The 26,562-nt window shown below is 47.0% G+C and carries 20 protein-coding genes; 12 read left to right on the top strand and 8 right to left on the bottom strand.

The genetic code is table 11. The features are described from left to right. Positions 1-113: 113 nt before the first annotated feature. Genes cmoM through mukB form a run of 4 tightly spaced genes read left to right on the top strand, consistent with a single transcriptional unit; the run spans position 114 to position 7,417 of the window. Positions 114-905: a tRNA uridine 5-oxyacetic acid(34) methyltransferase CmoM gene (gene cmoM / locus A9237_RS03155; RefSeq protein ID WP_005441671.1), complete on the top strand. Its 792-nt coding sequence runs from the start codon at positions 114-116 to the stop codon at positions 903-905. Between the two features lie 2 nt (positions 906-907). Continuing rightward, the gene (mukF, locus tag A9237_RS03150) at positions 908-2,245 is read left to right on the top strand and encodes a chromosome partition protein MukF (RefSeq protein ID WP_009707095.1); all 1,338 of its coding nucleotides are present in this window, start codon (positions 908-910) and stop codon (positions 2,243-2,245) included. Beyond that, positions 2,226-2,951: a chromosome partition protein MukE gene (gene mukE / locus A9237_RS03145; RefSeq protein ID WP_005378379.1), complete on the top strand. Its 726-nt coding sequence runs from the start codon at positions 2,226-2,228 to the stop codon at positions 2,949-2,951. Before mukF ends, mukE begins: the two co-directional genes overlap by 20 nt. 2 nt (positions 2,952-2,953) lie before the next feature. Next, a complete protein-coding gene (gene mukB / locus A9237_RS03140) occupies positions 2,954-7,417 on the top strand; it encodes a chromosome partition protein MukB (protein ID WP_078608701.1) in 4,464 nt (1,487 codons plus the stop codon). 63 nt (positions 7,418-7,480) lie between these two features. Here mukB and A9237_RS03135 read toward each other — a convergent pair whose 3' ends face one another. Then, the gene (locus A9237_RS03135) at positions 7,481-8,515 is read right to left on the bottom strand and encodes an AraC family transcriptional regulator (protein ID WP_078607657.1); all 1,035 of its coding nucleotides are present in this window, start codon (positions 8,513-8,515) and stop codon (positions 7,481-7,483) included. Between the two features lie 165 nt (positions 8,516-8,680). Here A9237_RS03135 and A9237_RS03130 point away from each other — a divergent pair, with 165 nt between their 5' ends. The 3 genes from A9237_RS03130 (at position 8,681) to A9237_RS03120 (ending at position 13,446) form a co-directional block, all read left to right on the top strand. Further along, the gene (locus A9237_RS03130; RefSeq protein ID WP_078607656.1) at positions 8,681-10,171 is read left to right on the top strand and encodes a coniferyl aldehyde dehydrogenase; all 1,491 of its coding nucleotides are present in this window, start codon (positions 8,681-8,683) and stop codon (positions 10,169-10,171) included. 82 nt (positions 10,172-10,253) lie between these two features. Next, positions 10,254-11,819, top strand: coding sequence for a long-chain-fatty-acid--CoA ligase (locus A9237_RS03125; RefSeq protein ID WP_078607655.1), 1,566 nt, complete (start codon positions 10,254-10,256; stop codon positions 11,817-11,819). Further along, complete coding sequence (locus tag A9237_RS03120) at positions 11,806-13,446, top strand: GMC family oxidoreductase (RefSeq protein WP_078607654.1); 1,641 nt, start codon at positions 11,806-11,808, stop codon at positions 13,444-13,446. The genes A9237_RS03125 and A9237_RS03120 overlap by 14 nt, the downstream gene beginning before the upstream one ends. A gap of 89 nt (positions 13,447-13,535) precedes the next feature. Here A9237_RS03120 and A9237_RS26935 read toward each other — a convergent pair whose 3' ends face one another. The 7 genes from A9237_RS26935 to A9237_RS03090 all read right to left on the bottom strand — a co-directional run bounded on the left by A9237_RS26935 (position 13,536) and on the right by A9237_RS03090 (position 20,158). Beyond that, on the bottom strand, positions 13,536-13,688 hold the full coding sequence (locus A9237_RS26935) for a hypothetical protein (protein ID WP_009707089.1): 153 nt from the start codon (positions 13,686-13,688) through the stop codon (positions 13,536-13,538). Positions 13,689-13,887: 199 nt separating this feature from the next. Next, positions 13,888-14,856 (bottom strand): alpha-L-glutamate ligase-like protein, encoded by a 969-nt coding sequence (locus A9237_RS03115; RefSeq protein ID WP_038896324.1) that lies wholly within the window; start codon positions 14,854-14,856, stop codon positions 13,888-13,890. Between the two features lie 3 nt (positions 14,857-14,859). Continuing rightward, positions 14,860-16,365, bottom strand: a complete 1,506-nt coding sequence (locus tag A9237_RS03110) for an inactive transglutaminase family protein (protein WP_005441683.1) — start codon at positions 16,363-16,365, stop codon at positions 14,860-14,862. 11 nt (positions 16,366-16,376) lie between these two features. Continuing rightward, positions 16,377-17,123 carry an ATP-dependent zinc protease family protein gene (locus tag A9237_RS03105; protein WP_005441684.1) on the bottom strand — a complete coding sequence of 249 codons (747 nt, stop codon included), beginning with the start codon at positions 17,121-17,123 and terminating at the stop codon, positions 16,377-16,379. Between the two features lie 221 nt (positions 17,124-17,344). Further along, positions 17,345-18,316, bottom strand: coding sequence for a tRNA 5-methoxyuridine(34)/uridine 5-oxyacetic acid(34) synthase CmoB (cmoB, locus tag A9237_RS03100; protein WP_009707086.1), 972 nt, complete (start codon positions 18,314-18,316; stop codon positions 17,345-17,347). Positions 18,317-18,449: 133 nt separating this feature from the next. Further along, on the bottom strand, positions 18,450-19,187 hold the full coding sequence (gene cmoA / locus A9237_RS03095; RefSeq protein ID WP_078607653.1) for a carboxy-S-adenosyl-L-methionine synthase CmoA: 738 nt from the start codon (positions 19,185-19,187) through the stop codon (positions 18,450-18,452). A 104-nt stretch (positions 19,188-19,291) separates the two neighbouring features. After that, entirely contained in the window at positions 19,292-20,158 is an 867-nt protein-coding gene (locus A9237_RS03090) for a DUF72 domain-containing protein (RefSeq protein ID WP_005441687.1), read from the bottom strand. A gap of 272 nt (positions 20,159-20,430) precedes the next feature. Between A9237_RS03090 and aspS the strand changes: the two genes are divergently transcribed. The 5 genes from aspS to ruvB all read left to right on the top strand — a co-directional run bounded on the left by aspS (position 20,431) and on the right by ruvB (position 26,121). Next, positions 20,431-22,209, top strand: a complete 1,779-nt coding sequence (gene aspS / locus A9237_RS03085; protein WP_078607652.1) for an aspartate--tRNA ligase — start codon at positions 20,431-20,433, stop codon at positions 22,207-22,209. Between the two features lie 100 nt (positions 22,210-22,309). After that, the gene (gene ruvC / locus A9237_RS03080; RefSeq protein ID WP_005426231.1) at positions 22,310-22,831 is read left to right on the top strand and encodes a crossover junction endodeoxyribonuclease RuvC; all 522 of its coding nucleotides are present in this window, start codon (positions 22,310-22,312) and stop codon (positions 22,829-22,831) included. A gap of 122 nt (positions 22,832-22,953) precedes the next feature. Continuing rightward, on the top strand, positions 22,954-24,405 hold the full coding sequence (locus A9237_RS03075; RefSeq protein ID WP_078607651.1) for a methyl-accepting chemotaxis protein: 1,452 nt from the start codon (positions 22,954-22,956) through the stop codon (positions 24,403-24,405). 78 nt (positions 24,406-24,483) lie between these two features. Further along, complete coding sequence (gene ruvA / locus A9237_RS03070; protein WP_042605428.1) at positions 24,484-25,095, top strand: Holliday junction branch migration protein RuvA; 612 nt, start codon at positions 24,484-24,486, stop codon at positions 25,093-25,095. Positions 25,096-25,116: 21 nt separating this feature from the next. Next, the gene (ruvB, locus tag A9237_RS03065; RefSeq protein ID WP_005441695.1) at positions 25,117-26,121 is read left to right on the top strand and encodes a Holliday junction branch migration DNA helicase RuvB; all 1,005 of its coding nucleotides are present in this window, start codon (positions 25,117-25,119) and stop codon (positions 26,119-26,121) included. Positions 26,122-26,562 lie beyond the last annotated feature (441 nt).

The following is a 26,562-nucleotide window of genomic DNA, read 5'->3' as shown; positions in this document are numbered from 1 at the left end:
CATAAATAGTCCGAAAAAACATCAATTGATAATAAAAATGAGGATAACCCTCTTTATTCCTGCTTTCCTTGTGACAGAATAGCGGCACAATCCGTTATGATAACTCAGCAGAAGTGACAGAAGACCGCAATTTCGACGATATCGCCCACAAATTTGCAAAAAATATTTACGGCTCCGATAAAGGGGAGATCCGCCAAATCATTGTGTGGGAAGATTTTCTACAGATTCTAAGTGAATTAGACGCCGACCATCAAGCCCTGCAAGTCCTTGATGCGGGTGGTGGGTTAGCACAATTGTCGCAAAAGCTTGCTAAGCTCGGACATCATGTCGCTTTATGTGATCTATCTTCGGAAATGCTGCAACTAGCAAAGCAGGATATTGAAAAAAACGGTTTGCTTGAGCAGTATCGCCTGATTCATTCACCTGTCCAATCCATTGGTGACCATATGGAAACGCAGGTGGACCTTGTCATGTTTCATGCCGTCATGGAGTGGTTGGTCGACCCGAAAACCGCACTCGAGACCGTTTTGGAACAGGTCAAGCCGGGGGGCATTGCTTCGGTTATGTTCTATAACCACCACGGCTTAGTCTATAAAAATGTGGTTTGTGGCAACATTCCTCATATTTTAGACGGCATGCCTCACCGGAAAAGATTTAAACTACAGCCACAGAAAGGCCTAAAACCCGAAGAGGTCTATCAATGGATAGAAGATTCTGGTTTTAGTATTTGTGGCAAATCTGGTATTCGTTCCTTCAGTGATTACATAGGTAATATGCAATACATGGGCGATTACGAGTTTGAAGATGTGTTGGCGCTAGAAAAACAACTTTGTCGACAAGAGCCATACCTCTCATTAGGCCGCTACATACACGTGTGGGCTAAGAAGAACGATAAACAGGAATAACGATGAGTGAGATGACTCTCAATGCTGCAGAGCAACCAATCGATGAGTTGGTTGGCTGGGTTAAGCAGCACGATTTCTCGTTGAACCTGACCACTGAGCGATTGGCATTTTTGATTGCCATCGCTGTACTAAGTAATGAAAGGTTCGATGAAGAATTGGGTGAAGGTGAACTGCACGACGCATTTGCCATCGTCACTCGACTTTTTGATGAGACCGGCGAAGCTTCGGCTTTCCGTGCGAACAATGCCATCAACGAGATGGTTAAGCAGCGTCTTATGAGCCGTTTTGTCAGTGAGATTACTGACGGAGCGAGCATTTACCGCTTGTCGCCATTAGCGATAGGAATTACCGACTACTACGTGCGTCATCGCGAGTTCTCGAAACTGCGTCTTTCTATCCAGCTATCGATGGTAGCGGATGAAATGGCAAAAGCGATTGAAGCGGCACAAAAGGGTGGCACTCCGGGCCACTGGAAGAAAAACGTTTACGGAATTTTGAAATATTCTGTAGGCGAGATCTTCGATCAAATCGACCTTAACCAACGTGTGATGGATGAGCAGCAACAGTCTGTAAAACAACAGATTGCTGATCTACTTAATAAAGACTGGCGTGAAGCGATCAACAACTGTGAAGCGCTACTGTCAGAAACATCAAGCACGTTGCGTGAACTTCAAGATACGCTGCAAGCTGCCAGTGATGAGCTGCAAACTCAGATCCTAGATATTCAAGAAATTGTTTACGGTGATCCTGAGCTTGAGTTTATCGAAGAAGCCTTGTTTGGTCTACAAATGAAGCTGGACCGAATCACAAGCTGGGGCCAGCAAGCGATCGACCTCTGGATTGGTTACGACCGACACGTACACAAGTTTATCCGTACTGCCATTGATATGGATAAGAACCGTGCGTTTAGCTCGCGTCTGCGTCAATCCGTCAAAGATTACTTCGATGCGCCTTGGTATCTGACTTATGCAGATGCGGAAAGGCTTTCTGACCTTCGTGATGAAGCCCTAGTACTGCGTGATGACGAGGTAACGGGTCAAGTTCCGATGGAAGTAGAATACGAAGAGTTTCAACAAGTCAATGATGAGTTGGCAGAGCGAATTGGTGACATGCTGAAAGCGCATAAAGATCAAGGCACACCAATCGATTTGAGCGTGGTTCTGCGAGATTACCTTGCACAGCACCCATACACTCATCACTTTGATTTAGCTCGCATTGTCGTTGATCAGGCGGTACGTCTGGGTTACTCAGAATCCGACTACCAAGCTGTTCAGCCAGACTGGAAAGCAATCAACGAATTTGGGGCAAAGGTACAAGCGAATGTCATCGACCGATACTAATGAATACATGTCAGAGAATCTGGCAAAAGCAATTTCTAACCCTCTGTTCCCAGCGCTAGACAGCATGCTTCGAGCAGGGCGTCATATCTCCAGTGAAGATCTAGACAACCACGCGTTGTTGTCGGATTTCGAACTTGAGCTTTCTTCTTTCTACCAACGCTACAACACCGAATTGGTGAAAGCGCCAGAAGGTTTCTTCTACCTTCGTCCACGTTCAACATCTCTGATTGGCCGTAGTGTTCTTTCTGAACTGGACATGCTGGTGGGCAAGGTTCTGTGTTTCCTTTACCTAAGCCCAGAGCGTCTTGCGCACGAAGGCATCTTCACTAACCAAGAGCTGTACGACGAACTGCTTGCTCTAGCAGATGAAAACAAGCTGATGAAGCTAGTGACGAACCGTGCGACTGGTTCTGACCTTGATAAAGAAAAGCTGTTTGAAAAAGTACGTACGTCACTTCGTCGTCTGCGCCGTCTAGGCATGATCATCAACATCGGTGAAACCGGTAAATTCAGCATCAGTGAAGCGGTATTCCGCTTTGGTGCCGATGTACGTATTGGCGATGACATGCGTGAAGCGCAACTGCGTCTGATCCGTGATGGTGAAGCGGTAGTGCACACCAAAGAACCAAGCCAAGGCAGCCTATTGTCTGAAGAAGATCAAGACGACCAAGCCCAAGAAGAAACAACAGAAGAGGGTGAAGCATGAGCATGATTGAACGCGGTAAATACCAATCGCTGACCATGGTCAACTGGAACGGCTTCTTTGCCCGTACGTTTGACATCGATGGTCTGGTCACCACGCTCTCAGGAGGTAACGGTGCAGGTAAATCAACCACAATGGCGGCGTTCATCACCGCATTGATTCCTGACCAAACGCTACTGCACTTCCGTAACACGACAGAAGCAGGCAGCAGCCAGTCGTCTCGCGACAAAGGTTTGTACGGTAAGCTACAGCCGGGCGCATGTTATGCGGCGCTAGACGTGGTGAACTCACGTAACCAACGCCTATTGTTCGCAGTAAAACTGCAGCAAGTTGCGGGTCGTGATAAGAAAGTAGACATCAAACCGTTTGTTATCCAAGGTCTTCCAAGCCATGTGAAACCAACGGATATCTTGATTGAAAGCGTATCAGCGACTCAAGCTCGTGTACGTCAAATCAACGAAGTAAAAGAATCGATCGCAGAATTTGAAGGCGTTCAATTTAAAGCCTTCTCTTCTATCGTGGATTACCACGCGCAAATGTTTGAATTCGGTGTTATTCCGAAGAAACTGCGTAACTCTGGTGACCGTTCTAAATTCTACCGCCTGATCGAAGCATCGCTTTACGGCGGTATCTCAAGTGCAATTACACGCTCGCTACGTGACTACCTTCTGCCACAAAACGGCGGCGTGAAGAAAGCGTTCCAAGATATGGAATCGGCGCTGCGTGAAAACCGCATGACGCTAGAAGCGATCAAAACCACGCAAGCAGACCGTGACTTGTTCAAACACTTGATCACAGAGTCGACTAACTACGTGGCGGCGGACTACATGCGCCACGCGAATGATCGTCGTAACAAGCTGGATAAAACGCTGTCATTGCGTACAGAGCTATTTGGTTCTCGTGAAACTCTCGTTGAGCAAAACAACCTGCTTAACCGCGTTCAAGAAGAGTTAGAACTGTTGATCGAGTCGGAATCTGCGCTAGAGCAAGATTACCAAGCGGCTTCTGACCACTTGCAGCTGGTGCAAAACGCACTGCGTCAGCAAGAGAAGATCGAACGCTACCAAGAAGATCTTGAAGAGCTAAGTGAGCGCCTTGAAGAACAGATGATGGTCGTGGAAGAAGCGCAAGAACGCGTGATGATGGTGGAAGAGCAAGCGACCGTTGCGGAAGAAGAGGTGGATAGCCTTAAGACGCAGCTGGCTGACTACCAACAAGCACTCGACGTTCAACAAACTCGTGCACTTCAATACCAACAAGCGGTTCAAGCGCTGGAAAAAGCGAAGCAACTACTTGGCGATGACAGCCTAACGGCAGAATCGGCACAAGCCCTTGTCTCTGAACTTAAGAGCAAAGAATCAGAAAGCACAAACGCGTTGCTATCGGTTAAGCACAAACTGGACATGTCTTCTGCAGCAGCAGAGCAGTTCGAAACGGCGCTTAACCTGGTACAAAGCATCGTTGGTCAAGTTGAGCGTAAAGACGCGTCTGAACATGCGAAAACCGCAATTGCGAAAGCGCGTGAATCTCAGCAAGTCGCGCAAAACGAACAACAATGGCGTGCACAGCATCGTGACCTTGAGCGTAGCCTTAACCAGCAACGTCAAGCGCGTGAGCTAGTCAACGAATACCAAAAGCAGTTCCATGTTGAACTGACTGACGAAATCACGTTTGAACAAGAACGTGAGCGTCACGCGATGCAAATCGATTCGCTAGAAATGACGCAGGAAGACGTGCGTGAGCAACGCAGCGGACAGCGTCGTCTAGAGCAAGATGCAGCAGCGGAAATCAACAAGCTAGAAGCCATTGCTCCAACATGGATTGCGGCGAACGATGCGCTAGAAAAACTGCGTGAGCAAAGTGGCGCTGAGCTAGAAGATAGCCAGTCAGTCATGAGCCAAATGCAAGTGGTGCTTGAGCAAGAGAAGACCCTTTCTCTGGCAAAAGATAAACTGGCAGAGCGTCGCAGCCAACTTGACTCTGAGATTGAGCGTCTTGCTTCTCCTGGTGGTTCAAACGACCCTCGCCTGAAAGGTTTGGCTGATACTCTAGGCGGCGTATTGCTGTCTGAGATCTACGATGACATCACGATTGATGACGCGCCTTACTTTAGTGCGATGTACGGCCCGGCTCGTCACGCTATCGTTGTTTCTGACCTATCTGGTATCGAAGAGAAACTGGTAGAGCTAGACGATTGTCCAGAAGACTTGTACATCATTGAAGGCGACATCGATGCCTTTGATGACAGCTCATTCGACGCAGAAGAGCTAGAAGGCGCGGTTTGCGTTCGTATGAACGATCGCCAAATGCGTTACTCTCGCTTGCCTGAAATCCCATTGTTTGGCCGTGCAGCACGTGAGCAACGTTTAGAGCTACTGCGCAACGAACGTGAAGAAGTGGTTGAGAAGCACGCGAAAGCGGCATTCGATTCGCAAAAGATGCAGCGTCTGTATCAAGCGTTTAACCAGTTTGTGGCAAGCCACATTCAAGTCGCATTCGAAGCTGACCCAGAGCAAGCACTGGCGACCATTCGTGACAAGCGTAACCAAATCGCTCGCGTACTGGCTGATCTGGATGCGAAAGAGCAACAACAACGTTCTCAGCTTCAAACCAGCAAGCAAGCGTTGTCTTCTCTAGACAAGCTAGCACCAAACATGGCGCTGATTGAAGATGAGTCGCTGCAAGCACGCTTTGATGAGTTGGAAGAGAAAATCGCCCAGCTTTCAGAAGCAAAAGCTTTCCTAAATAACCACGCGAAAGCGGTGGCGGAACTGGAAAAAGTCGCAGTTGCCCTAGATGCCGATCCAGAGCAATTCGATGCGCTAGAAGCAGAATACAAAGCGGCAGACGAACAGCTACAAGATCTTAAGAAGCAAATATTTGCACTTTCAGATCTCGTTGAGCGTCGCCACTACTTCGCTTACTCAGATTCAGTAGACCTACTGAACAAGAGCAGCGAATTGAGCGAGCAGCTAAAAGCGAAATTGGTTCAAGCTGAACAAATGCGTACTCGCTCTCGTGAAGAGCTAAAGCAATCACAAGGTCAAATGAACCAATACAACCAAGTATTGGCGTCATTGAAGAGTTCACACCAAGCAAAACTGGAAACAGTCCAAGAGTTCAAACAAGAACTTCAAGAGTTTGGCGTTAATGCGGACGAAGGTGCAGAAGAACGTGCAATGCGTCGTCGTGATGAATTGCATGAGCGTCTACACACGTCTCGCAGCCGTAAGAGCGAATACGAGCGTACGATCACCTCTACTGAGCTAGAGATGAAAGGTTTGGCGAAACGTCTGAAGAAAGTTCAGAAAGAATACGTTGAGCTGCGTACGTTCGTGGTTGCTGCTAAAGCTGGCTGGTGTTCAGTACTTCGTTTGGCGCGTGAGAACGATGTTGAGCGTCGTCTACACAAGCGTGAACTGGCTTACATGTCAGCGGATGAACTGCGTTCAATGTCGGATAAATCATTGGGTGCGCTGCGTCTAGCGGTTGCAAACAATGACGACCTACGTGATGCACTGCGTCTATCAGAAGACAACGCACGTCCAGAGCGCAAAGTTCTGTTCTACATTGCGGTATACCAACACCTTCGTGAGCGCATTCGTCAGGATATCATCCGTACTGATGATCCAGTTGAAGCAATCGAAGAGATGGAAGTGGAGCTAGCGCGTCTAACGGAAGAGCTAACGCAACGTGAAAACCGCCTAGCGATCAGCTCTGAGTCAGTAGCGAGTATCATCAAGAAGACGATTCAGCGTGAGCAAAACCGTATTCGTATGCTGAACCAAGGCCTGTCGAACATTTCGTTTGGTCAGGTGAAGGGCGTACGTCTAAACGTGAAGATCCGCGAAAGTCACGAAGTGCTACTGAACGGTCTAGCGACACAACAAGAGCAGCATAAAGATCTGTTTGAATCGACTCGCTTTACCTTCTCTGAAGCAATGGCGAAGCTGTTCCAACGTGTGAACCCGCATATCGATATGGGTCAACGTTCTCCTCAGGTTCTGGGTGAAGAGCTACTGGATTACCGTAACTACCTAGAGCTAAGTGTAGAAGTGAACCGTGGTACAGATGGTTGGCTACAGGCTGAGTCTGGCGCGCTATCAACAGGTGAGGCGATCGGTACTGGTCAGTCAATCCTACTGATGGTTGTTCAAAGCTGGGAAGAAGAGTCTCGTCGTCTACGCAGCAAAGACATTGTACCTTGTCGTCTGCTCTTCTTGGATGAAGCAGCGCGTCTGGATGCTAAGTCTATCGCGACGTTGTTCGAATTGTGTGACCGCCTGGATATGCAGCTTCTTATCGCGGCACCAGAAAACATCAGCCCAGAGAAAGGTACGACCTACAAACTGGTGCGTAAGGTGTTCAAAGACCACGAGCATGTACACGTAGTTGGTCTGCGTGGTTTTGGTCAAACGGATAAGCCTAAGACCGAAGCGCAAGAGATGATTGAAGAGTTTGAATCGTAAACTCCGAATCTAATAAAACGCCCGCAATGAATGCGGGCGTTTTTGTATCTGTTGCATCAAAGCTTAAGTCGCAAGATTGGCTTCTTGACGATATTGTTTTGGTGAGTTGCCGCTCCATTTACGAAAAGCATGACGGAAGTTCGCACTGTCTGAGAAACCAATGCGTTCCGAGATCTCTTCGACGCTCATTTGTGTTGATGCAAGGTAATGACGAGCCAAGTGGAAGCGAACATGATCAAGGATTTGCTGATAGCTGGTTTCTTCCGATTTGAGATGACGTCGCAATGTTCTTGAGGACATACCTAGCTCAGCAGATAGGGCTTCTATTGAAGGGTAGCTGCCTGGTCTTTCGACGAACATCTGGGTGATCTTTTCTTTCAAACTAGCATTGCCACTCACTTTTGCTAGCATTTCATCGCATGACTTTAAGCACATCTGCAATGTCATGGTATTGGCTGCGGGCAACGGTTCAAACAAGCTGGTGGCATCGAACTGCCATTCTAATTGATTACTGTTGAACTCAATTTTGCAGTGAAACACTTGTTCATACAGCTCGCTGTACTCAGGTTCTGGATAAGGGAAACGGATAACAGTTGAAGGGAAGGGCTTCTGCATGACTTCTTCACAAAGATTCTGAATGGCCGCAAACCAGTATTCACAACAAAACGGTAAGAGCGATTGTAGGTCTATCAGTTGCTCTGCGCGAAAGTAACCAGAATTATCTTCCACCCACATCTTCTTCTTTAGCACAGGGCCAGCAAGTCTTAGGTACTTAAACCCCATCATGAGGGCATCGAGTAGGGTATTGCTACTGAACACCGCATAACCTAGCACCCCAAAGTCACTGAACCTTGCTTGCTGTCCCACTTTTAACCCAAGTCCGGGCTCGTCTGATTGAGCCAAAGCATTGCTAAATACTGCCAGTTTTTGCGCGAGGGTAATGTGGGTATCGGGAGCGTAAAGCTGAGGCGCATTGATGCCACTGCCTGCGAGTAAGGCCTCAATACTCACACTCGGCTCTAGATAGCGATTGAGTAATTGCAAATCCAAAACACCACAAGCTTGGGTATCTGGCTCATAAACAGCGGTGTATTCCATCGTTGCCCCCTTTACATTTGGATCAATCCTAGCGGGTATTGGGATGTTATTCAGTCATGTTTGTCGCAAAGCTGTCCGAATATCACCGTTTATTGTCTTTTTGTAACCTGTGCGACATGTTATCAAAATGTTGTAATTGAATAAATTGCACAGTTGGAGAGAAACATGAATGTACTGGCAAAGCAAGATAAGGAAGTGCTACGCGATCAAGGAATGATAGCGACTAATTACCCAGCAGTGAGCGAACTCGAAAAGTGGTTCGATGAATTGAAATCAGCATATCAAGCTGAGCCTTTATCGAGTTACACGGTGAGAAAGCATCGTTTATTAGCCTTAAAAAAGCAGCTTTCCCGATATCAAGATGTACTAGCAGAGGCCATGAGCCAAGACTTTGGGGGGCGAAGCCATACCGAATCTATCATGGCAGATGTATTGGCTCCGATTCTCGATATTAACCATGTAGTCAAACACCTAAAAGGTTGGATGAAACCAAGCCGTAGACCTACTGAATGGTTGTTCAAAGGCAATAAGCTGGAAGTGCGTTATCAACCTAAAGGGGTGGTAGGCATCATTTGTCCTTGGAACTTCCCTTTGTATCTTTCTATTGGTCCTATGATCACCGCACTAGCCGCAGGCAACCGCTGCATGATCAAGATGCCTCCAAATTGCCCAGAAACCACCCGTCAACTGCGCCGTATGCTCGGAGAAATTTATCCAGAGAACTTAGTGCGTATTGTCGAAGGCAATCATCCTGAAGCGATGGAAATCTCTCATCTACCTTTTGATCATTTGGTGTTCACCGGATCGCCAGCAAGCGGAAAGATCATCATGGCAAATGCGGCTGCGAACCTTACGCCTGTGACCCTCGAATTAGGGGGGAAATCACCTGTGGTGGTGTTTGACGATTACGATGTCACCAAAGCAGCAGAACGTATTGCTCATGGTAAGGGCTTTAACTCTGGCCAAATCTGTATCGCGCCCGATTACGCCTTTGTACCAGAAGGTAAGCAAGAGGCTTTTGTAGAGGCGTTAAAGCTTGCTCATCAAACTATGTATGGCGAAATCAAAGCCAATCAGGATTACACCGCACTGGTGGATGAGGCACAGCACAAACGCTTCCATGACTTACTCAATGATGCACGCGAGAAAGGGGCTACCATTACCCAATGTCTTGATTATGGCGAAGGGCGAAAAACACCGTTGTACGTCGCTACCAACCTGACACCCGAAATGCGTATCTGCCAAGAAGAGATCTTTGGGCCTCTTTTGCCAGTGCATACCTATCGTTCAATCGACGAAGTGATTCAGTACATCGTCCAAAGACCTCGACCACTGGCTTGCTACCTGTTTAGCAACAACTTAGAACAACGTGAAACCTTGCTTACTCAAACCCACAGCGGTGGCGTCACCATTAACGACTGGGGTTGGCATGTGCTTAATCATTCGGTGCCTTTTGGCGGAGTAGGGAATTCCGGTATTGGTAATTACCACGGCGAAGAAGGTTTCCGTGAACTCAGCCATGCACGCACGGTACTTAAAATGCGCGATTGGTTCCCAATTCAGTTGTTTGCACCGCCATACGGAAACGTGGTGCAAAAACTGGTGTTACGTGTGTTCGCGGGCAAACCCGACCCAGATTTAAACAAGCACTCGTAACTCTCAATTCTTACCTCTCTACATAAAGAATCTTCGGCAGTCGACACTTGCTCACCGCCTTTCGAAACAAAGGAGATCATGGATGCACAACCTTGCTGTCAATCTGGAGCGCAGTGCTGCGCTCTTTCCTTCTAAATCGGCGCTCAGGATGGGCGATGATGAAATCAGTTACGCACTACTCGATAAATTCGCAGGTAACATCGCTGCCAACTTGAAGCGACTGGGACTTGAAGCCGGAGATAAAGTCGCGCTGTCTTGTCCAAACATCACTTATTTCCCCATGGTGTATTACGGCATTTTAAAAGCAGGTTGTGTGGTAGTACCTTTGAATGTGTTGTTTAAAGGGCGAGAGATCGCTTATCACCTTACTGATTCTGATGCTAAAGCGTATTTCTGTTTTGAAGGAAGCGAAGAACTGCCAATGGGAAGCTATGGCAGACAAGGTTTTTCTCAGGCCGAGCAGTGCGAATATTTTATCTCGCTCTCTGCTCAAGGTGAGGAAGGGGAGCATGCAATAGACGCTTGGCTTGCCGAAGAACTCGAGTCTTTTGAATCGGTGACAAGACACGGCGACGACACCGCGGTGATTCTTTATACCTCAGGTACAACAGGGCAGCCAAAAGGAGCGGAATTGTCCCACACGAATATGCTGACCAATGCCATGTCCTCTCAATATCTGATGCGCTTGGAATACAGTGACACGACCATGGCAACCTTGCCGTTGTTCCACAGTTTTGGTCAAACCGTCATGATGAATGCCAGCGTGTTGACAGGCTCTACCATAGTGTTGATCCCACGCTTTGAACCGAAGTTCGTCATTGAACAAATCATCCAACATAAAGTCAGCGTATTTGCTGGTGTGCCAACCATGTATATCGCACTGCTTAGAGCGGGCGAACAATCTCCAGAGCATTCTGAACTGGTGAAACATAGCCTTCGGTTAGGAGTTTCTGGTGGTGCCTCTATGCCGGTAGAAGTGATTCGCCAGTTTGAGCACCGCTTTGAGCTTCCAGTACTGGAAGGTTATGGACTATCAGAAACCGCACCAGTGGCCACGTTTAATCATATTGATGGCGACAGATTGCCTGGCAGTGTCGGGCAACCATTGTGCGGCTACGTGATTAAGATCGCCGATGTAAAAGGTCACGCCCGACCAATCGGGGAGTTAGGTGAAGTCTGTATAAAAAGCCCGAGTGTAATGAAAGGTTATTATGGACGACCAGAAGCAACCCGTGATGCGTTACGTGATGGTTGGTTCTTAACTGGCGATATTGGACGTGTGGATGAGCACGGCAATTTGTTTATCGTCGATCGCGTGAAAGACATGATTATCCGCGGTGGCTACAACGTGTATCCACGAGAGATTGAAGAAGTCTTGATGTGCCACCCCGATGTAGAGATGGTGGCTGTCGTTGGAGAGCATGATGACCGTCTAGGTGAAGAAGTACATGCCCATGTCGTGCTTCACCAAGATGCGCATTGTAGTCCCGACACTTTAATCGCTTGGTGCCGTGAACAACTTGCTGACTACAAATACCCACGCCGTGTTTTCATTCGTAAAGCACTGCCTATGACCGCCACAGGCAAGATTTTAAAGCGAGAGCTTCACCCTTTAGATGTCGCGGAGGTAGATGATGGACAGTTATGATTTTATTGTTGTGGGCGGTGGTTCAGCCGGATGTGTTTTAGCGTCTCGACTCACTGAGGATCCTAATGTCACCGTATGCTTGTTGGAAGCGGGCGGGCCGGATTCAAGCCCATTTATTCATACGCCAGTTGGTGTGGTAGCGATGATGCCAACCAAAATAAACAACTGGGGTTTTGAAACCAGTCCTCAATCGGGCTTGAATGGTCGTAAGGGTTATCAACCAAGGGGCAAGACGTTAGGTGGCTCGAGTTCTATCAATGCGATGATGTATGCCAGAGGGCACCGATACGACTACGATCTCTGGGCAAGCCTTGGCAATGAAGGGTGGAGCTATCAAGATTGCCTGCCGTACTTCAAGAAAGCAGAAAATAACGAAGTCCATCATGATGAATTTCATGGGCAATGTGGGCCACTTAATGTTGCTAATCTGCGTTCACCGAGTGGCGTTGTAGAGCGCTTCTTAGATGCGTGTGAATCGATCGGTGTACCTCGTAATCCAGATATAAATGGCGCAGATCAGCTGGGCGCCATGCAAACGCAAGTCACGCAAATCAATGGTGAGCGATGCAGTGCCGCCAAAGCTTATCTGACTCCTAATTTACACCGGCCGAATCTGACCGTTATCACTAAGGCGACTACGCACAAAGTGTTGTTTGAAGGCAAACGAGCGGTTGGCGTGGAATATGGCTTGAAAGGGCATAGCTTTCAGATCAAGTGCAACAAAGAGGTGATTCTCTCTGCGGGAGCATTCGGCTCGCCACAAATCCTGATGCTTTCTGGTGTTGGGGCCAAACAAGATTTACAAGCGCACGGGATAGAACAAGTTCATGAACTGCCGGGCGTTGGCGAAAACTTACAAGACCACATTGACCTAGTGCATACCTATCGATGCACAGCGAAGCGCGATACCTTCGGTGTTTCGCTGCAAATGGCAACAGAGATGATCAAAGCTTTGCCACAATGGATGAAAGCACGCAGTGGAAAAATGAGCAGTAACTTTGCCGAGGGCATTGGATTTCTTTGCTCCGATGACGAGGTAAAAGTGCCGGATTTGGAATTCGTCTTCGTTGTTGCGGTTGTCGATGACCATGCGCGCAAAATGCACATGAGCCATGGCTTTAGTTCTCACGTCACTTTACTAAGACCAAAGAGCATTGGCACCGTTAAACTCAATAGCACCAACCCTTACGATGTACCGCGTATCGACCCTGCGTTTTTTAGTCACCCAGAAGATATGGAAATCATGATCAAAGGCTGGAAGAAGCAGCACCAGATGCTAGAGAGTGAGGCGTTCGCGGATATTCGCGGCGAAAACTTCTATCCGGTCGATGCTTGCGATGACAAAGCGATAGAACAGGACATTCGTAATCGAGCTGACACCCAATATCATCCAATCGGCACTTGTAAAATGGGGGCTAAGAGCGACCCTCTAGCGGTGGTTGATAACGAGCTTAAGGTTTATGGTTTGGAGGCATTGAGAGTTGTCGATGCCTCTATTATGCCGACGCTGGTGGGCGGGAATACCAATGCGCCAACCATCATGATTGCAGAGAAAGTGGCGGATACCATCAAAGCAAATTATCGTCTAGGTGAGAGCATTGAAAAGCCAGCTACTACTTTGATATAAACAACCCCCCTTCAAAAATGAAATAAGCCGAGCTGTAGGGCAACAGTCTCGGCTTTTTTAGCAGGCGCTTAAATGTGAAAAGGTAAGTCCTATTCTTCTGAAAGGTCGTTTCCTTTTTCGATCATTTCAGCAAGCTCATCAAGTGCTTGGACAGAGATTTCCGACAAACGTTGTAAGTGCTGGTCAAAGTTCTCTTGTTCAACAAGCGGAGTATCATTGTTATTAGTTTCTTTTGTTAGCATCGCCCAACCTCTTGAGTTGAGTAAGGGGGAGAAAATATAAAATCAAAAATCAGCAGAAAAAAGAAACGATCGATGTGTATTTTGTTAGCTGGATCATCGATTGCAGTGATAAAAACGATGAATTACTTAAGAAGAGAGCGATAGTGCTCAAATATGAAAAGAAAGCTAGCAACCACGAGAATGGCTGCTAGCTAGGAGATTAGAACTGAGATTTAGAGCCAAACTGTTCAGCGGCGTAGGCTACGCGCTCTTTCGGTTTTGGATACTCGGCAGGCATACCAAGGTTTTCTATGTGTTTTAAACGAGGCAGCAAACCTGCGCCGTTAGCGATCTGAATCGCTAGGCCAGGACGTGCATTCAGTTCAAGCACCATTGGACCTTCTTCTTTGTCCAATACCATGTCGGTGCCCATGTAACCTAGACCTGTCATTTCCCAAGCACTGGACGCAAGCTCTAACAAGCGCTCCCAATGAGGCACTTGCAGTGTCGACAGGTCTTTACCCGTATCTGGGTGATGAGTCACTGGTTGGTCAAATTGCACCGCGCGAATGGCTTTACCAGTAGCAATGTCGATACCGACACCTACCGCGCCTTGGTGAAGGTTAGCCTTACCATCCGATGCTGCTGTAGAGCAACGCATCATCGCCATAACAGGGTAGCCCTTAAATACGATAATACGTACGTCTGGCACACCTTCGTAACTGAAGCCGTCGAAGCAGTCATCAAACTTAATTAAGTTCTCAACCACAGCAACATCGTTCTTACCACCAAGGGAGAAAAGACCCGCGAGTGCGTTACTGATGTGACGCTCAACTTCTTCTTTATTACAAGTTGCACCCGAGGGCTTAGTGTAGACACCGTCTTTGTGCGAAGTGATAACCAAGATACCTTTACCGCCACTTCCTTGTGCTGGTTTAATCACAAAACCTGGCCACTTTTCGACCATCTTGTGAATCTTTTTCACTTCAGCTTGGCTAGCAATCACGCCGATAAGAGCAGGCACAGTTGCGCCTGCTGCTTCAGCAATGATTTTGGTTTTTAGCTTGTCATCCACCAAAGGGTATTTGGAGCGATCATTGTAGCGACCAATGTAGCTATGGTTACGCTTGTTCATGCCCATAATGCCTTTATGGCGAAGTTTTGCAGGCGAAGTAAAACGTTCAAACATCGTTTAGTCCTCCGCTAGTGGTTTAAAGCGACGTAGCTCAGTTAGACGGTAACCCGTGTATGTACCTAGTAGTAGAATACCTGCCAGTACAATGAGCTGTAGGCCGATAAAGTTAAACGTTAGGTGCTGGATGTAGGTGTTAGTCATTGCTAAGTAAACCAGTACCGCTGTCAGTAGTGAACCACCACCTTGAAGCGCAACTTCTTTCGCGCCTTCTTCTTCCCATAGAATCGACATACGTTCGATAGTCCATGACAAGATGATCATTGGGAAGAAGGTAATCGTTAGACCTTCAGTCAGACCAATCTTGAATGCCACAACGGTGAACACAGAGATGATCATGATTACGGTGATGATAACCGCGGATATCCTCGCGACCAGAAGTAAGTTAAGCCTCGAGAGGTAACTTCGAATTATCAGACCTGTACCGACAATCAATAGGAAGCCCACAATACCCGTAACAAGCTGGGTTTGAACAAAGGCAACCGCAATCAGAACTGGCATGAAGGTACCGGACGTTTTAAGACCGATAATCACGCGCAAGAACACAACAATCAGAGCACCAATAGGGATCAGCATGATGGTTTTGAACATCGCTTGCTCTTCAAGAGGCAGGCTATGAATCGAAAGGTTTAATAGACCGTCCGCTTCAACTTTATTGTCCGTTGCTTCTTGTGGTGTCAGCTCTTGCTTAATCATCGAGAAGTGGACTTGGCTGTTCTTACCGCCCACTAGGTCAAGTAGAGAGACGTTGGATTCATCCCAAACCAGAAGGTTAGGCTGTGCAGCTGCTTGCTCTGAATTAGGAGAGAAGAGAACCCATTTATCACCAGACCAAACTTGAACCATTGGTTGAATCGTTTGACGGCGGCGGCCATCTTCTAATTCGATAACCCCAACTGTTTTGCTCTGCACACCCGCAGTAAGCAGGATCTTTTGCAATGCATCAGTACGGTCAAAGTCGTTCAAGATAAGCGCTGCGTTTTGGCTGTCTGGATCGTTAAGCGTTTTGATCAGCTCACGGGCAAACGTCTCGTTGTCTGCCGAACGGCTCATTGCGCGTTCAATCAGAGCATTTGCTGCCGCTTGTTGTGGTGCCGATAGGGTAGGCTTGGTGATTTCGCCTGTTGGTGGTTGTTCATCCACTTTTGCTTGTGGATCAACCAAGAATTGGGCTTTGTAGTAAATGGTTTGTGCGCCAGTTGCTTGGCGGATAGACCATTCAGCACGACGACCTGAATCAGAGTTTACGTAAGAAACACCGTAACCTGGAGAGGACGCAGACTCACCAATCAAGGTGTAGCCTTTTTGCGTGTGAGGAGCGGCTAAAGAAGCTTTTACTTCACCGCCATTCGCATTGAATTCAATACGGGCTTCAACATCCCAAACCTGACGCGTTTCACCTGGAGTCCATGGAACGCCGTAATTCTGATGTCTGAAAACACTCAAAGCGATGCCTGCAACCACCAAAAGGATGATTGACAGGTAAAACGGTATTCTTGACGTCATAATCTACCTTATTATTTTTTCTCTTCTTCCGTTTGAATATATTTACGGCTCACATCGACGAGTGCGATGTCGCGCATAAATTCTCTTCCTAGTAAAACAGGATGGTTCATTTGAGAGCGATCTGCCAACGTAAATTGCGCTTTTTCATGAATTTTTCCAACGCGCACCCAAAGTTCGACTACAGCGCGACGCTCTAATTCTTCATTGGTTGCTTGGCGGATTTTCACATAGCGAATGATTGGCGCTTCAATCCAAATGTCTTTCTCTTCATCTGACTTGGTATTGTCAGCAAGGTGGAAACGCACCCAGTTTTTGCCATTTCTTTCGAATTCTTCAATATCGACTGCGTTTAGTGAAGAAGTTGCAGCGCCAGTATCTACGCGAGCGTCGAAAGTTTGTTTAATGGAATCGATTGTCACACGCTCAATTGAGCCAAGGACAATGTCATGAGTAGGAGTTGCTTGAACGGGAGCAGGAGCTTGAACGATGATAGGTTCTTTTGGCTTTCTCACTTCATCCATTGCTTCTTTGCGGAAAGTATTGAGTTCGCCGTTTAACTTATCCACTTGGCCTTCCAGACTTTCGATGTAATCCGACTGGTTACTAAGTTGAAGCTCTAAGTTGGTAACGCGAGTATTGAAATTCGTTTCTGAAGCCTGAATAGCAGCTAACGTTTCTTGGTGGTACTGTTCGCCTTTGGTTAAAGTACAACCAGATAGTAAGGCGATGGCAACAACCGGAGTCAATCGTATAAACATTGAAAACCTTGGGATTGGATTAAGTTGTTTGTTTTTTAGGAGTTTAGCGTTATCGACAAGCCCTCACAAGCAAGAATCTGCGACAGTCTCTTACAGAATGAGGAATAGTGACGAAACGCCAAAAAATTAAGGACGCAAAATGCATCCTTAATTAGATTCGAAGAGAGGTTAATGTCTTAAAGGCGGGAGTGAGTTAAGACAATGTCAGAAATCTCAGTTAATTATGGCTTAGTCGCCACAAGTATCGCGCGACGTGGAGCAGGATAGCCTTCAACCGTTTTGCTTGGGTCGTTTGGATCAAGGTAATCTGGTAGAGAGTTATGTGTCATCCAGTCTGTGGTGCGTTGCTCTCCAACAGAAGTCACGTTTTCATCTACGATACGAACATCTTTAAAACCAACCAACTCCAACCATACTTTCAGTGCTTTCGCTGATGGGAAGAAGTACACGTTACGCATTTGCGCGTAGCGAGACGTCGGAACCAATACCGCGTTCTCATCGCCCTCGATGACGAGTGTCTCCAGAACAAGCTCGCCGCCTGATACCAACTGGTCTTTTAGTTGCACCAAGTGATCCAGTGGAGAACGACGGTGGTATAGCACGCCCATACTAAATACAGTGTCGAACGCTTCTAACTTTGGTAGTTGTTCAATACCTAATGGGAGAAGGTGAGCGCGTTGATCATCGCCCATTAACTTACGAATCGCTTCGAACTGAATTAGGAACAGATGAGAAGGGTCGATACCAACCGTTAGACGTGCACCTTCACCCAGCATGCGCCACATGTGGTAGCCGTTACCACAACCAACATCGAGCACGCTGCGGTTTTTTAGTGGCGAGATGTGCGGAAGAACGCGATCCCATTTCCAGTCGCTGCGCCATTCAGTATCAATATGAATACCGTGCACTGTGTATGGACCTTTGCGCCATGGGTGGAATGTACGCAGTAGGCTTTCTAGCTTTTTCAGCTCACCTTCATGAAAAGGCGTATCGTTGCTGATGGTTACTGAGTTTTTGATGTCCACTTGGTTTGGTGCGCCTTGTGGGATCTTGTTCAGCGCTTTCAGCCAGCGACCAAAGTCACCGTGCTCAGCGTTTTGCCAATCTGTTAACTGTTGAGGTAATACGTTTAGCCACGGCTGAAGACGAGTGTCTTGAGCGATTAACTGATAAAAATTAGCAAAATTAAACATAGTTTTTCACTGAGTAATAAATTAAAAAATTGACACTAAATGCGAAACGTTAAGACTTTCTCGCTTCTCGCTTCTCGCTTCTCGCTTCTCGCTTCTCGCTTCTCGCTTCTCGCTTCTCGCTTCTCGCTTCTCGCTATTTAATCGCAAACATCGAACCGAAGTTAAAGCACTGGAACCAAACGTCGTAGCTTGAGAAACCAATTTCTGCGAAACGCTCTTTATGATCTTTTTTGGAATCAGGGCGCATCACGTTTTCAATCGCGCTGCGTTTTTGGCTGATTTCTAGTTCGCTGTAGCCATTTGCACGTTTAAAGTCGTGGTGAAGGTCAATCAACAACTCGTTAGACACTTCATCTTCAAACACGAACTTTTCAGACAGAATCAAAATGCCGCCTGGGCGCAGACCTGCGTAGATTTTCTCTAGTAGAGCATAGCGATCTTTTGGAGAAAGGAATTGCAGTGTGAAGTTCAATACCACTACAGATGCGTTTTCGATTTCGATATTACGAATGTCCGCTTCGACGACATCAACTGGTGTATCACTGCGGTACGCGTTGACGTGAAGCTTACAGCGTTCAACCATCGCAGGAGAGTTGTCCACTGCAATGATTTGGCAACCTTCTTGTTTGATATGACGACGCATAGACAGCGTAGCAGCACCCAAAGAACAACCTAGGTCGTAGATGTTTGAGTGAGGCTTAACAAAACGCTCTGCCAGCATACCAATTGCAGAAATGATGTTGCTGTAACCCGGCACCGATCGCTGAATCATGTCAGGGAAAACTTCCGCTACGCGTTCATCGAACGTGAAATCCCCAATTTTATCGATTGGAGCCGAAAAAATAGTATCTGGATTGCTCTTAGGGTTCATAACCAAATCTCTGCATACAAGCCGCCTGAAATGTCAGGCATCAAAAAAGGCGCGTATTTTATGGGAAATTCGCGCCTCTGTCATTTGCTTAATTATAAGCTTGTCTAAAACATTTGTATTTGCGAGTTGCCATCGTTGGCAGGAAATACAGACAAGTTTGGTAATGAGAGCTTAAGTTGTAGCTGCTTATATAGCTTTTCAGCCAGTTCTGGTGCTAAGACGTTATCTGGCGTGTGAATCATCAAGTACGGTTGAATGCCTTGTTCAATCCACATCGGCAGCTTGTTCAACCAAGGTTCGAAAAAGCGCAGGTTGTCGTCCATATCGGGATGGCCGATAAAACGAATCATCGGGTGCTTGGCGGTTGCGATTGCATGAACAGGAACGCGAGGCTTTTTCTGGTGGGCATCGATTACCGCTTCAGTCGTAGGCTGCGCGGCGAATACAGGGCGGCTGTCCATAATAATGCGGTCGATGCCGCTCTCTAACAGCCACTGATTCAGCGCACGTTCCTCTTCACCTTTGGAGAAAAACGCCATATGACGAACTTCTACCCCAAGGGGGAAATTCGGTGGAAAGCTGGCACAGAATTTCTTCAATCTATCGAGGTGTTCTGGACCAAATGCAGCAGGAAGCTGAATCGTCCATTGCCCAACACGCTCATGAAGTGGTTCCATGATCGTCATAAAGTCACGTAACTGCTCATCGCAACCTCTGAGCATCTGTTCGTGAGTAATGGCTTTTGGCAACTTAAAGGTGAATTTGAAATCGTCGTGAGTCGCGGCTTTCCAGTTTTGCACCGTGTTGAGCGTCGGTGTGGCGTAAAAGGTGGTGTTGCCTTCTACGGTGTGGAACACCTGCGCGTACTTTTCGAGTCGCTCTGCTGGTTTTGTGCCACTGCCATAAAAGCTTTGCTGCCACTGGTTGTGCGACCACATGGTCAATCCAAGTCGAAGGGGTAAATTATCCATATATCTGCTTTACGTTTTTTCCTGAGCCCACTTTACGAGAGTTTTGCTGAAATGGGTAATTTCACGCTATAATCCCCACCAATTTTTTCGCTTTGGTGTGCTTTTGAACATTTGTTGTACTAAAAACCACCAATGAATGATAAAACACACTTAATTGTATGTTGAGTAGTCGATTTTCATAGGCTTTCAGCGTATAAATGGATCTTTACTCTGCTCGGCAATGAGGCTGACAGAGCGTAGTTAACAATATTTGAGAGATTGGGAATTTCATTATGCGTACCCATTACTGTGGTCACCTGAACAAGTCCCTTGCAGGACAAACTGTAGAACTTTGCGGCTGGGTTAACCGTCGTCGTGATTTAGGCGGTCTTATTTTTATCGATATGCGAGATCGCGAAGGTATCGTTCAGGTAGTTGTTGATCCAGATATGGCAGATGCGTATGAAGTGGCTAACACACTTCGTAATGAATTCTGTATCAAGCTAACTGGTGAAGTTCGCGTTCGTCCAGAAAGCCAAGTAAACAAAGACATGGCAACAGGTGAAGTTGAGATCCTTGCGAAAGGTCTTGAAATCATCAACCGTTCTGATGTTCTGCCTCTAGACTTCAACCAAAAGAACTCTGAAGAGCAACGTCTGAAGTACCGTTACCTAGACCTACGTCGTCCAGAAATGAGCGACCGCATCAAGCTACGTGCTAAAGCGTCTAGCTTTGTTCGTCGTTTCCTAGATGACAACGGCTTCCTAGACATCGAAACACCAGTACTAACAAAAGCGACACCAGAAGGCGCTCGTGACTACCTAGTACCTAGCCGTGTTCACAAAGGCAGCTTCTACGCGCTTCCTCAGTCTCCACAGCTATTCAAACAGCTTCTAATGATGTCTGGTTTTGACCGTTACTACCAAATCGTTAAGTGTTTCCGTGATGAAGACTTGCGTGCTGACCGTCAACCAGAATTCACTCAAATCGATATCGAAACGTCATTCATGACGGCTGATCAAGTTCGTGCAACGACTGAGAAAATGGTTCGTGAAATGTGGCAAGAGCTACTGAACGTTGACCTAGGTGAATTCCCAGTAATGCCGTTCAGCGAAGCGATTCGTCGTTTCGGTTCTGACAAGCCAGACCTACGTAACCCACTAGAACTAGTAGATGTTGCTGACCTGGTGAAAGACGTTGAGTTCAAAGTATTCTCTGGTCCAGCAAACGACGAGAAAGGTCGCGTTGCAGTTATCCGTGTACCAGGTGGTGCTGAGCTTACTCGTAAGCAAATCGACGGCTACGCAGAATTCGTAGGTATCTATGGTGCGAAAGGTCTAGCATGGATGAAGGTTAACGACCGTGCAGCAGGCATGGAAGGTATCCAATCTCCTGTAGCTAAATTCCTAAGCGAAGACGTGATCAACGGTATTCTAGATCGCACTCAAGCGGAATCTGGCGACATCATCCTATTTGGCGCAGATAAAGCTAACATCGTTGCTGAAGCACTAGGTGCACTTCGTCTTAAACTTGGTAAAGACCTAGGTCTAACTAAAGAAGGCACTTGGGCTCCACTATGGGTTGTTGACTTCCCAATGTTCGAAGAAGACGACGAAGGCAACCTACACGCAATGCACCACCCATTCACATCACCTCTAGGTGTGACTGCGGAAGAGCTAAAAGCGAACCCAGCCGTAGCGAACTCAAACGCATACGACATGGTTCTAAACGGCTACGAAGTGGGCGGTGGTTCTGTACGTATCCACAACGCAGAAATGCAAGCAGCGGTATTCGATATCCTAGGTATCGATGCAGAAGAGCAACAACTGAAATTCGGCTTCCTACTGGACGCTCTAAAATTCGGTACGCCTCCACACGCAGGTCTTGCATTCGGTCTAGACCGTCTAGTAATGCTACTATGTGGTACAGAGAACATCCGTGACGTTATCGCGTTCCCTAAAACAACTGCGGCGGCGTGTCTACTAACAGACGCTCCAAGCCTTGCAAACCCAGCAGCTCTAGAAGAGCTAGCGATTGCAGTGACAGTTGCGAAAGAAAAAGACGCAGAATAAGCGCACAACAATTAAAGAAAAAACTCCCGCAACTGCGGGAGTTTTTGTTTTAATGACATATATTCTAATACTTACAGTGAGTTATTGATTAGGACTCTTCATGTCAATTATTTTGGGCATTGACCCAGGCTCTCGTATTACCGGTTATGGCGTGATTCGCCAGCAAGGTCGTCATTTGCAATATCTAGGCAGCGGATGTATTCGCACTTCAGAAAAAGAGCTGCCAGGTCGTCTCAAGCAAATCTACGCAGGCGTGACGGAAATCATCACCCAGTTTCAACCGGATGTATTTGCCATCGAACAAGTGTTTATGGCGAAGAATGCCGATTCTGCACTAAAGCTAGGGCAGGCGCGTGGTAGCGCAATTGTGGCGGCTGTGAATGCGGATCTTCCGGTGCATGAATACGCGGCTCGTCTTATTAAACAAGCGGTAACGGGCACAGGTGGTGCAGACAAAGTTCAGGTTCAACATATGGTTCAACACATGCTTAAATTGCCAGCTAAGCCTCAAGCCGATGCTGCCGATGCGTTGGGTGTTGCTATTTGTCACGCTAACACCAATAAGACGCTGGTGGCGCTCGCAGGCAAAGCAACCAGTGCAAGAAAAGGTCGTTACCGTTAGGCGTGTTCTCGTATTAAAAATGAGACATCTCAGACAGATTTAAGGATTAAATTTGTTGAGAAAATGTTACAAAACTATAGTGGTCAGAGGTCTAATAAGAAATCAATCAAGGAAGATTGAACATGAATCCAGCCACGCTGTGGCGCAGTGCATTTATGCCGCGCCAAACTCAATGGACAAGAACTCAACAACGTCAAGCAGACATCCTCTCTCTATTTACCTTCATCGCTTTCCTCGTCGGGATCTACAGCCTGATAAAATGGTCCAAACATGGGCATGAAAGTTTAATCTTCACCTCAGTACTCTTAATCGCACTCGAACTGATATCCGCCTTAAGCCTGAGGTGGTTCAAACAACCAGCGTTGTCGCTCAATCTGGGGTTTGTAGGCATGTCAGTGCATGCACTCAACATTATTTATCAAAGTGGTGGCGTGGTCGATTCAACCCAAACTTATTGGGTACCTTTATTGGTCGTCGCTTTCTTCTTATCTGGCACTCGCATCATGGCAATCTCATGGAGCGCATTAGTAATAGTGCTTTCCGCAGTGATGACGTATCAGCATGTGTCTGGTTTTGGTTTTCCCCAACTCGTGTTGTCTGAATCTGCGCAGCGTGTAGAGATATGGTCAGGCACTGTGTTACCGCTGGTGGTGATTTGTATTGCACAAGCTTTTACCGCCAAGCAGCGAGACATCGCGATTGAAAGTGCAGAGCAAGCCAAAGCTGAGAGTGAGTTGGTGGCACAAAAGGCGACAGAGGGGGAGCTGCATTTGGCGGAGGTACTAGAGCAAGCTAATCAAAACTCAAGTGAGTTGAAACAAGTCTCGCAAGTGCTGGATGAGCAATCATCGCAATTGGATGCTCAGGTGAATGCCCTTAATGTAAACAGTGAATCTCAAGCCAGCGCAGCCGAGCAAATGAGTCAGCAAGTGCATCACATGGCGACGGGGATTGAAGAGTCCAGCAAGTTTGTCGAAGAGCTGCGTGAGAAGAGTGAAGACGTTCATCAACAAGCTGAGAAAAGCTCGGAATTATTGGAAGACTCTACCCAAGCGATCAGCCAGATCATTACCAGCCATGAAGACATCATGAAAGTGGCGGACTTGATTACGTCGGTTGCGGAACAAACCAACTTGCTCGCACTGAATGCTGCTATTGAAGCGGCGAGAGCGGGTGAGCAGGGCAGAGGTTTTGCGGTCGTTGCGGACCAAGTTCGAGAGCTTTCGGCTAAGAGTAGTCAGTCGGCAGTGGAAATTCGTAACTTGCTTGATCGCAGTGAGCAAGAAGTGAAGCATGGTCAAAGCGTTGTTACGTCAAGTACAGAGCGAATGAACACCATTATTCAGCAAGTCACTACCATCTCTCATGATGTGCAGAGTCTGTCTGGCATCATGGCAACACAAATGACGGCTTTAAAAGAGTTAGATGAAGCCAGCAGTGAAGTTGCTAACGGCGTAGTGAACACTAAAACCATTGCCGAAACTGTCGCGCAATACGGCAACGAGCTGAACGGGCAAGTGGTCGCGGTGCGCAATCTGACTCAACAGCTTGATCAAGTTGTCTCAAAAATCTAACCCCACCGAATAAAGGACTGGATGTCTATCCAGTTCTTTATTATCCTGTCGCAAATTCATTTCCAAAGAGTATTTATAGTGATTGGACGTCTTCGCGGCACTCTGCTTGAAAAGCAACCACCTGAAGTTTTAATTGAAGTTAATGGCATTGGTTATGAAGTTCAGATGCCAATGAGCTGTTTCTACGAACTGCCAAATGTCGGCGAAGAAGCCATTATTTATACTCACTTTGTTGTGCGTGAAGACGCGCAATTGCTTTACGGTTTCAACACAGTAAAAGAGCGTGCACTTTTCCGTGAAGTGATTAAAGCGAACGGCGTTGGTCCTAAGCTAGGTCTGGGTATCCTTTCTGGTATGACAGCGAGCCAATTCGTTTCTTGCGTTGAGCGTGAAGACATTTCAACCCTTGTGAAGCTACCGGGTGTAGGTAAGAAGACAGCTGAACGCCTAGTCGTTGAAATGAAAGACCGTCTGAAAGGTTGGGGTGCTGGCGATCTATTTACGCCGTTTACCGATGCTGCTCCTGCGGATTCTGGTGCGACATCCAGCAACGCTGAAGAAGAGGCAATCAGTGCGCTTCTAGCTCTAGGTTACAAGCCGACTCAAGCGTCGAAAGTGGTTTCTCAGATCGCTAAACCGGATATGACCAGTGAGCAACTGATCCGTGAAGCACTAAAATCAATGGTGTAACGGAAAGCCCAAGGGAACAATATGATTGAAGCCGATCGTTTAATCGCGCCAGAGAATCCTTCGTTTCGTGATGAAGATGTTATTGACCGTGCGATTCGTCCTAAGAAACTGGCGGATTACCAAGGTCAGGATCACGTGCGTGATCAGATGGAGATTTTCATCAAAGCCGCTCAATTGCGAAATGAAGCGCTCGACCACCTTTTGATATTTGGTCCTCCAGGCTTGGGTAAAACCACGCTTGCGAACATCGTTGCCAATGAGATGGAAGTGAACATTCGCACCACTTCAGGCCCGGTGCTGGAGAAAGCAGGGGACTTGGCGGCGCTGCTGACTAACTTAGAAGAAAACGATGTGCTGTTCATTGACGAGATTCACCGCTTAAGCCCGATGGTTGAAGAGGTGTTGTATCCAGCGATGGAAGACTACCAATTGGACATCATGATTGGTGAAGGCCCAGCAGCTCGCTCTATCAAGATTGATCTGCCTCCTTTTACTCTGATCGGTGCAACAACGCGTGCAGGCTCTTTGACTTCGCCACTTCGTGACCGTTTCGGTATTACGCAGCGTCTTGAATACTACAAAGTGAAAGACCTACAAGACATCGTTCAGCGCAGTGCAGATTGCTTGGGCTTGTCGATGGAAGCGGAAGGCGCATTAGAAGTTGCTCGCCGTGCCCGTGGTACGCCGCGTATTGCTAACCGACTGCTACGCCGTGTTCGTGACTATGCCGAAGTAAAGGGTAATGGACACATCTGCGCAGAAGTAGCAGACAAAGCGTTGAATATGCTCGATGTCGATGCTAAAGGTTTTGATTACATGGACCGCAAACTGCTTCTTGCGATTATGGAGAAGTTTGGTGGCGGCCCGGTAGGGTTAGACAACATGGCAGCGGCGATTGGTGAAGAGAAAGACACTATTGAAGATGTCCTTGAACCATATCTTATCCAACAAGGCTATTTACAGCGCACGCCTCGTGGTAGAATTGCCACTGATCGCGCTTATTTGCATTTCGGAATTGAAAAGTAAGATTCCATCGCTGAGCGCTCGGCGCTCAGCGTTTCCCCAATGTTGACCAACCTCTCATTTATTTAATTTGCTCTAATACTAAATAGGTAAGAAAAACTTATAGATTGTTAACTCTATGTTCCTGCCTAACTGATTATTTTCTCTCCTGATTACTCTCTCTTAACATACTCTTCCAATATCGATTGATCTGGATCAATGTGATGGATTTTTGTTCAAATTCAGCGCACAAACATTGATATACATCAAAGCGGTTTCCCGCCATAAACCTTTTGAAACAAACTGTTTTTAGCAGTAATATTAGGCCCAGCTATATTAGCTGATGCTTAACAATTAACTAACCAATGAAGCACATTTTTGCAACAAAGAGTTGTGATAATTCAACATTTTTCAAGTGTAAATAACACTTGTGTATGGATTGCAATATGTAGAGAGTGTCATTCA

It is taken from the genome of Vibrio owensii (assembly GCF_002021755.1).
Taxonomy (GTDB): Bacteria; Pseudomonadota; Gammaproteobacteria; order Enterobacterales; family Vibrionaceae; genus Vibrio; species Vibrio owensii.
This window is presented reverse-complemented; position numbering and strand designations above follow the sequence as displayed.

Coding starts and splice junctions, on each gene's coding strand:
- A9237_RS03110 (WP_005441683.1), bottom strand. CDS start 16,365: ATGACGTCAAGAATACCGTTTTACCTGTCAATCATCCTTTTGGTGGTT.
- A9237_RS03090 (WP_005441687.1), bottom strand. CDS start 20,158: ATGGATAATTTACCCCTTCGACTTGGATTGACCATGTGGTCGCACAAC.
- ruvB (WP_005441695.1), top strand. CDS start 25,117: ATGATTGAAGCCGATCGTTTAATCGCGCCAGAGAATCCTTCGTTTCGT.
- cmoB (WP_009707086.1), bottom strand. CDS start 18,316: ATGTTTAATTTTGCTAATTTTTATCAGTTAATCGCTCAAGACACTCGT.
- A9237_RS03125 (WP_078607655.1), top strand. CDS start 10,254: ATGCACAACCTTGCTGTCAATCTGGAGCGCAGTGCTGCGCTCTTTCCT.
- A9237_RS03135 (WP_078607657.1), bottom strand. CDS start 8,515: ATGGAATACACCGCTGTTTATGAGCCAGATACCCAAGCTTGTGGTGTT.
- A9237_RS03130 (WP_078607656.1), top strand. CDS start 8,681: ATGAATGTACTGGCAAAGCAAGATAAGGAAGTGCTACGCGATCAAGGA.
- A9237_RS26935 (WP_009707089.1), bottom strand. CDS start 13,688: ATGCTAACAAAAGAAACTAATAACAATGATACTCCGCTTGTTGAACAA.
- A9237_RS03115 (WP_038896324.1), bottom strand. CDS start 14,856: ATGTTTGAACGTTTTACTTCGCCTGCAAAACTTCGCCATAAAGGCATT.
- mukB (WP_078608701.1), top strand. CDS start 2,954: ATGATTGAACGCGGTAAATACCAATCGCTGACCATGGTCAACTGGAAC.
- mukF (WP_009707095.1), top strand. CDS start 908: ATGAGTGAGATGACTCTCAATGCTGCAGAGCAACCAATCGATGAGTTG.
- A9237_RS03105 (WP_005441684.1), bottom strand. CDS start 17,123: ATGTTTATACGATTGACTCCGGTTGTTGCCATCGCCTTACTATCTGGT.
- aspS (WP_078607652.1), top strand. CDS start 20,431: ATGCGTACCCATTACTGTGGTCACCTGAACAAGTCCCTTGCAGGACAA.
- ruvC (WP_005426231.1), top strand. CDS start 22,310: ATGTCAATTATTTTGGGCATTGACCCAGGCTCTCGTATTACCGGTTAT.
- cmoA (WP_078607653.1), bottom strand. CDS start 19,187: ATGAACCCTAAGAGCAATCCAGATACTATTTTTTCGGCTCCAATCGAT.
- A9237_RS03120 (WP_078607654.1), top strand. CDS start 11,806: ATGGACAGTTATGATTTTATTGTTGTGGGCGGTGGTTCAGCCGGATGT.
- mukE (WP_005378379.1), top strand. CDS start 2,226: ATGTCATCGACCGATACTAATGAATACATGTCAGAGAATCTGGCAAAA.
- A9237_RS03075 (WP_078607651.1), top strand. CDS start 22,954: ATGAATCCAGCCACGCTGTGGCGCAGTGCATTTATGCCGCGCCAAACT.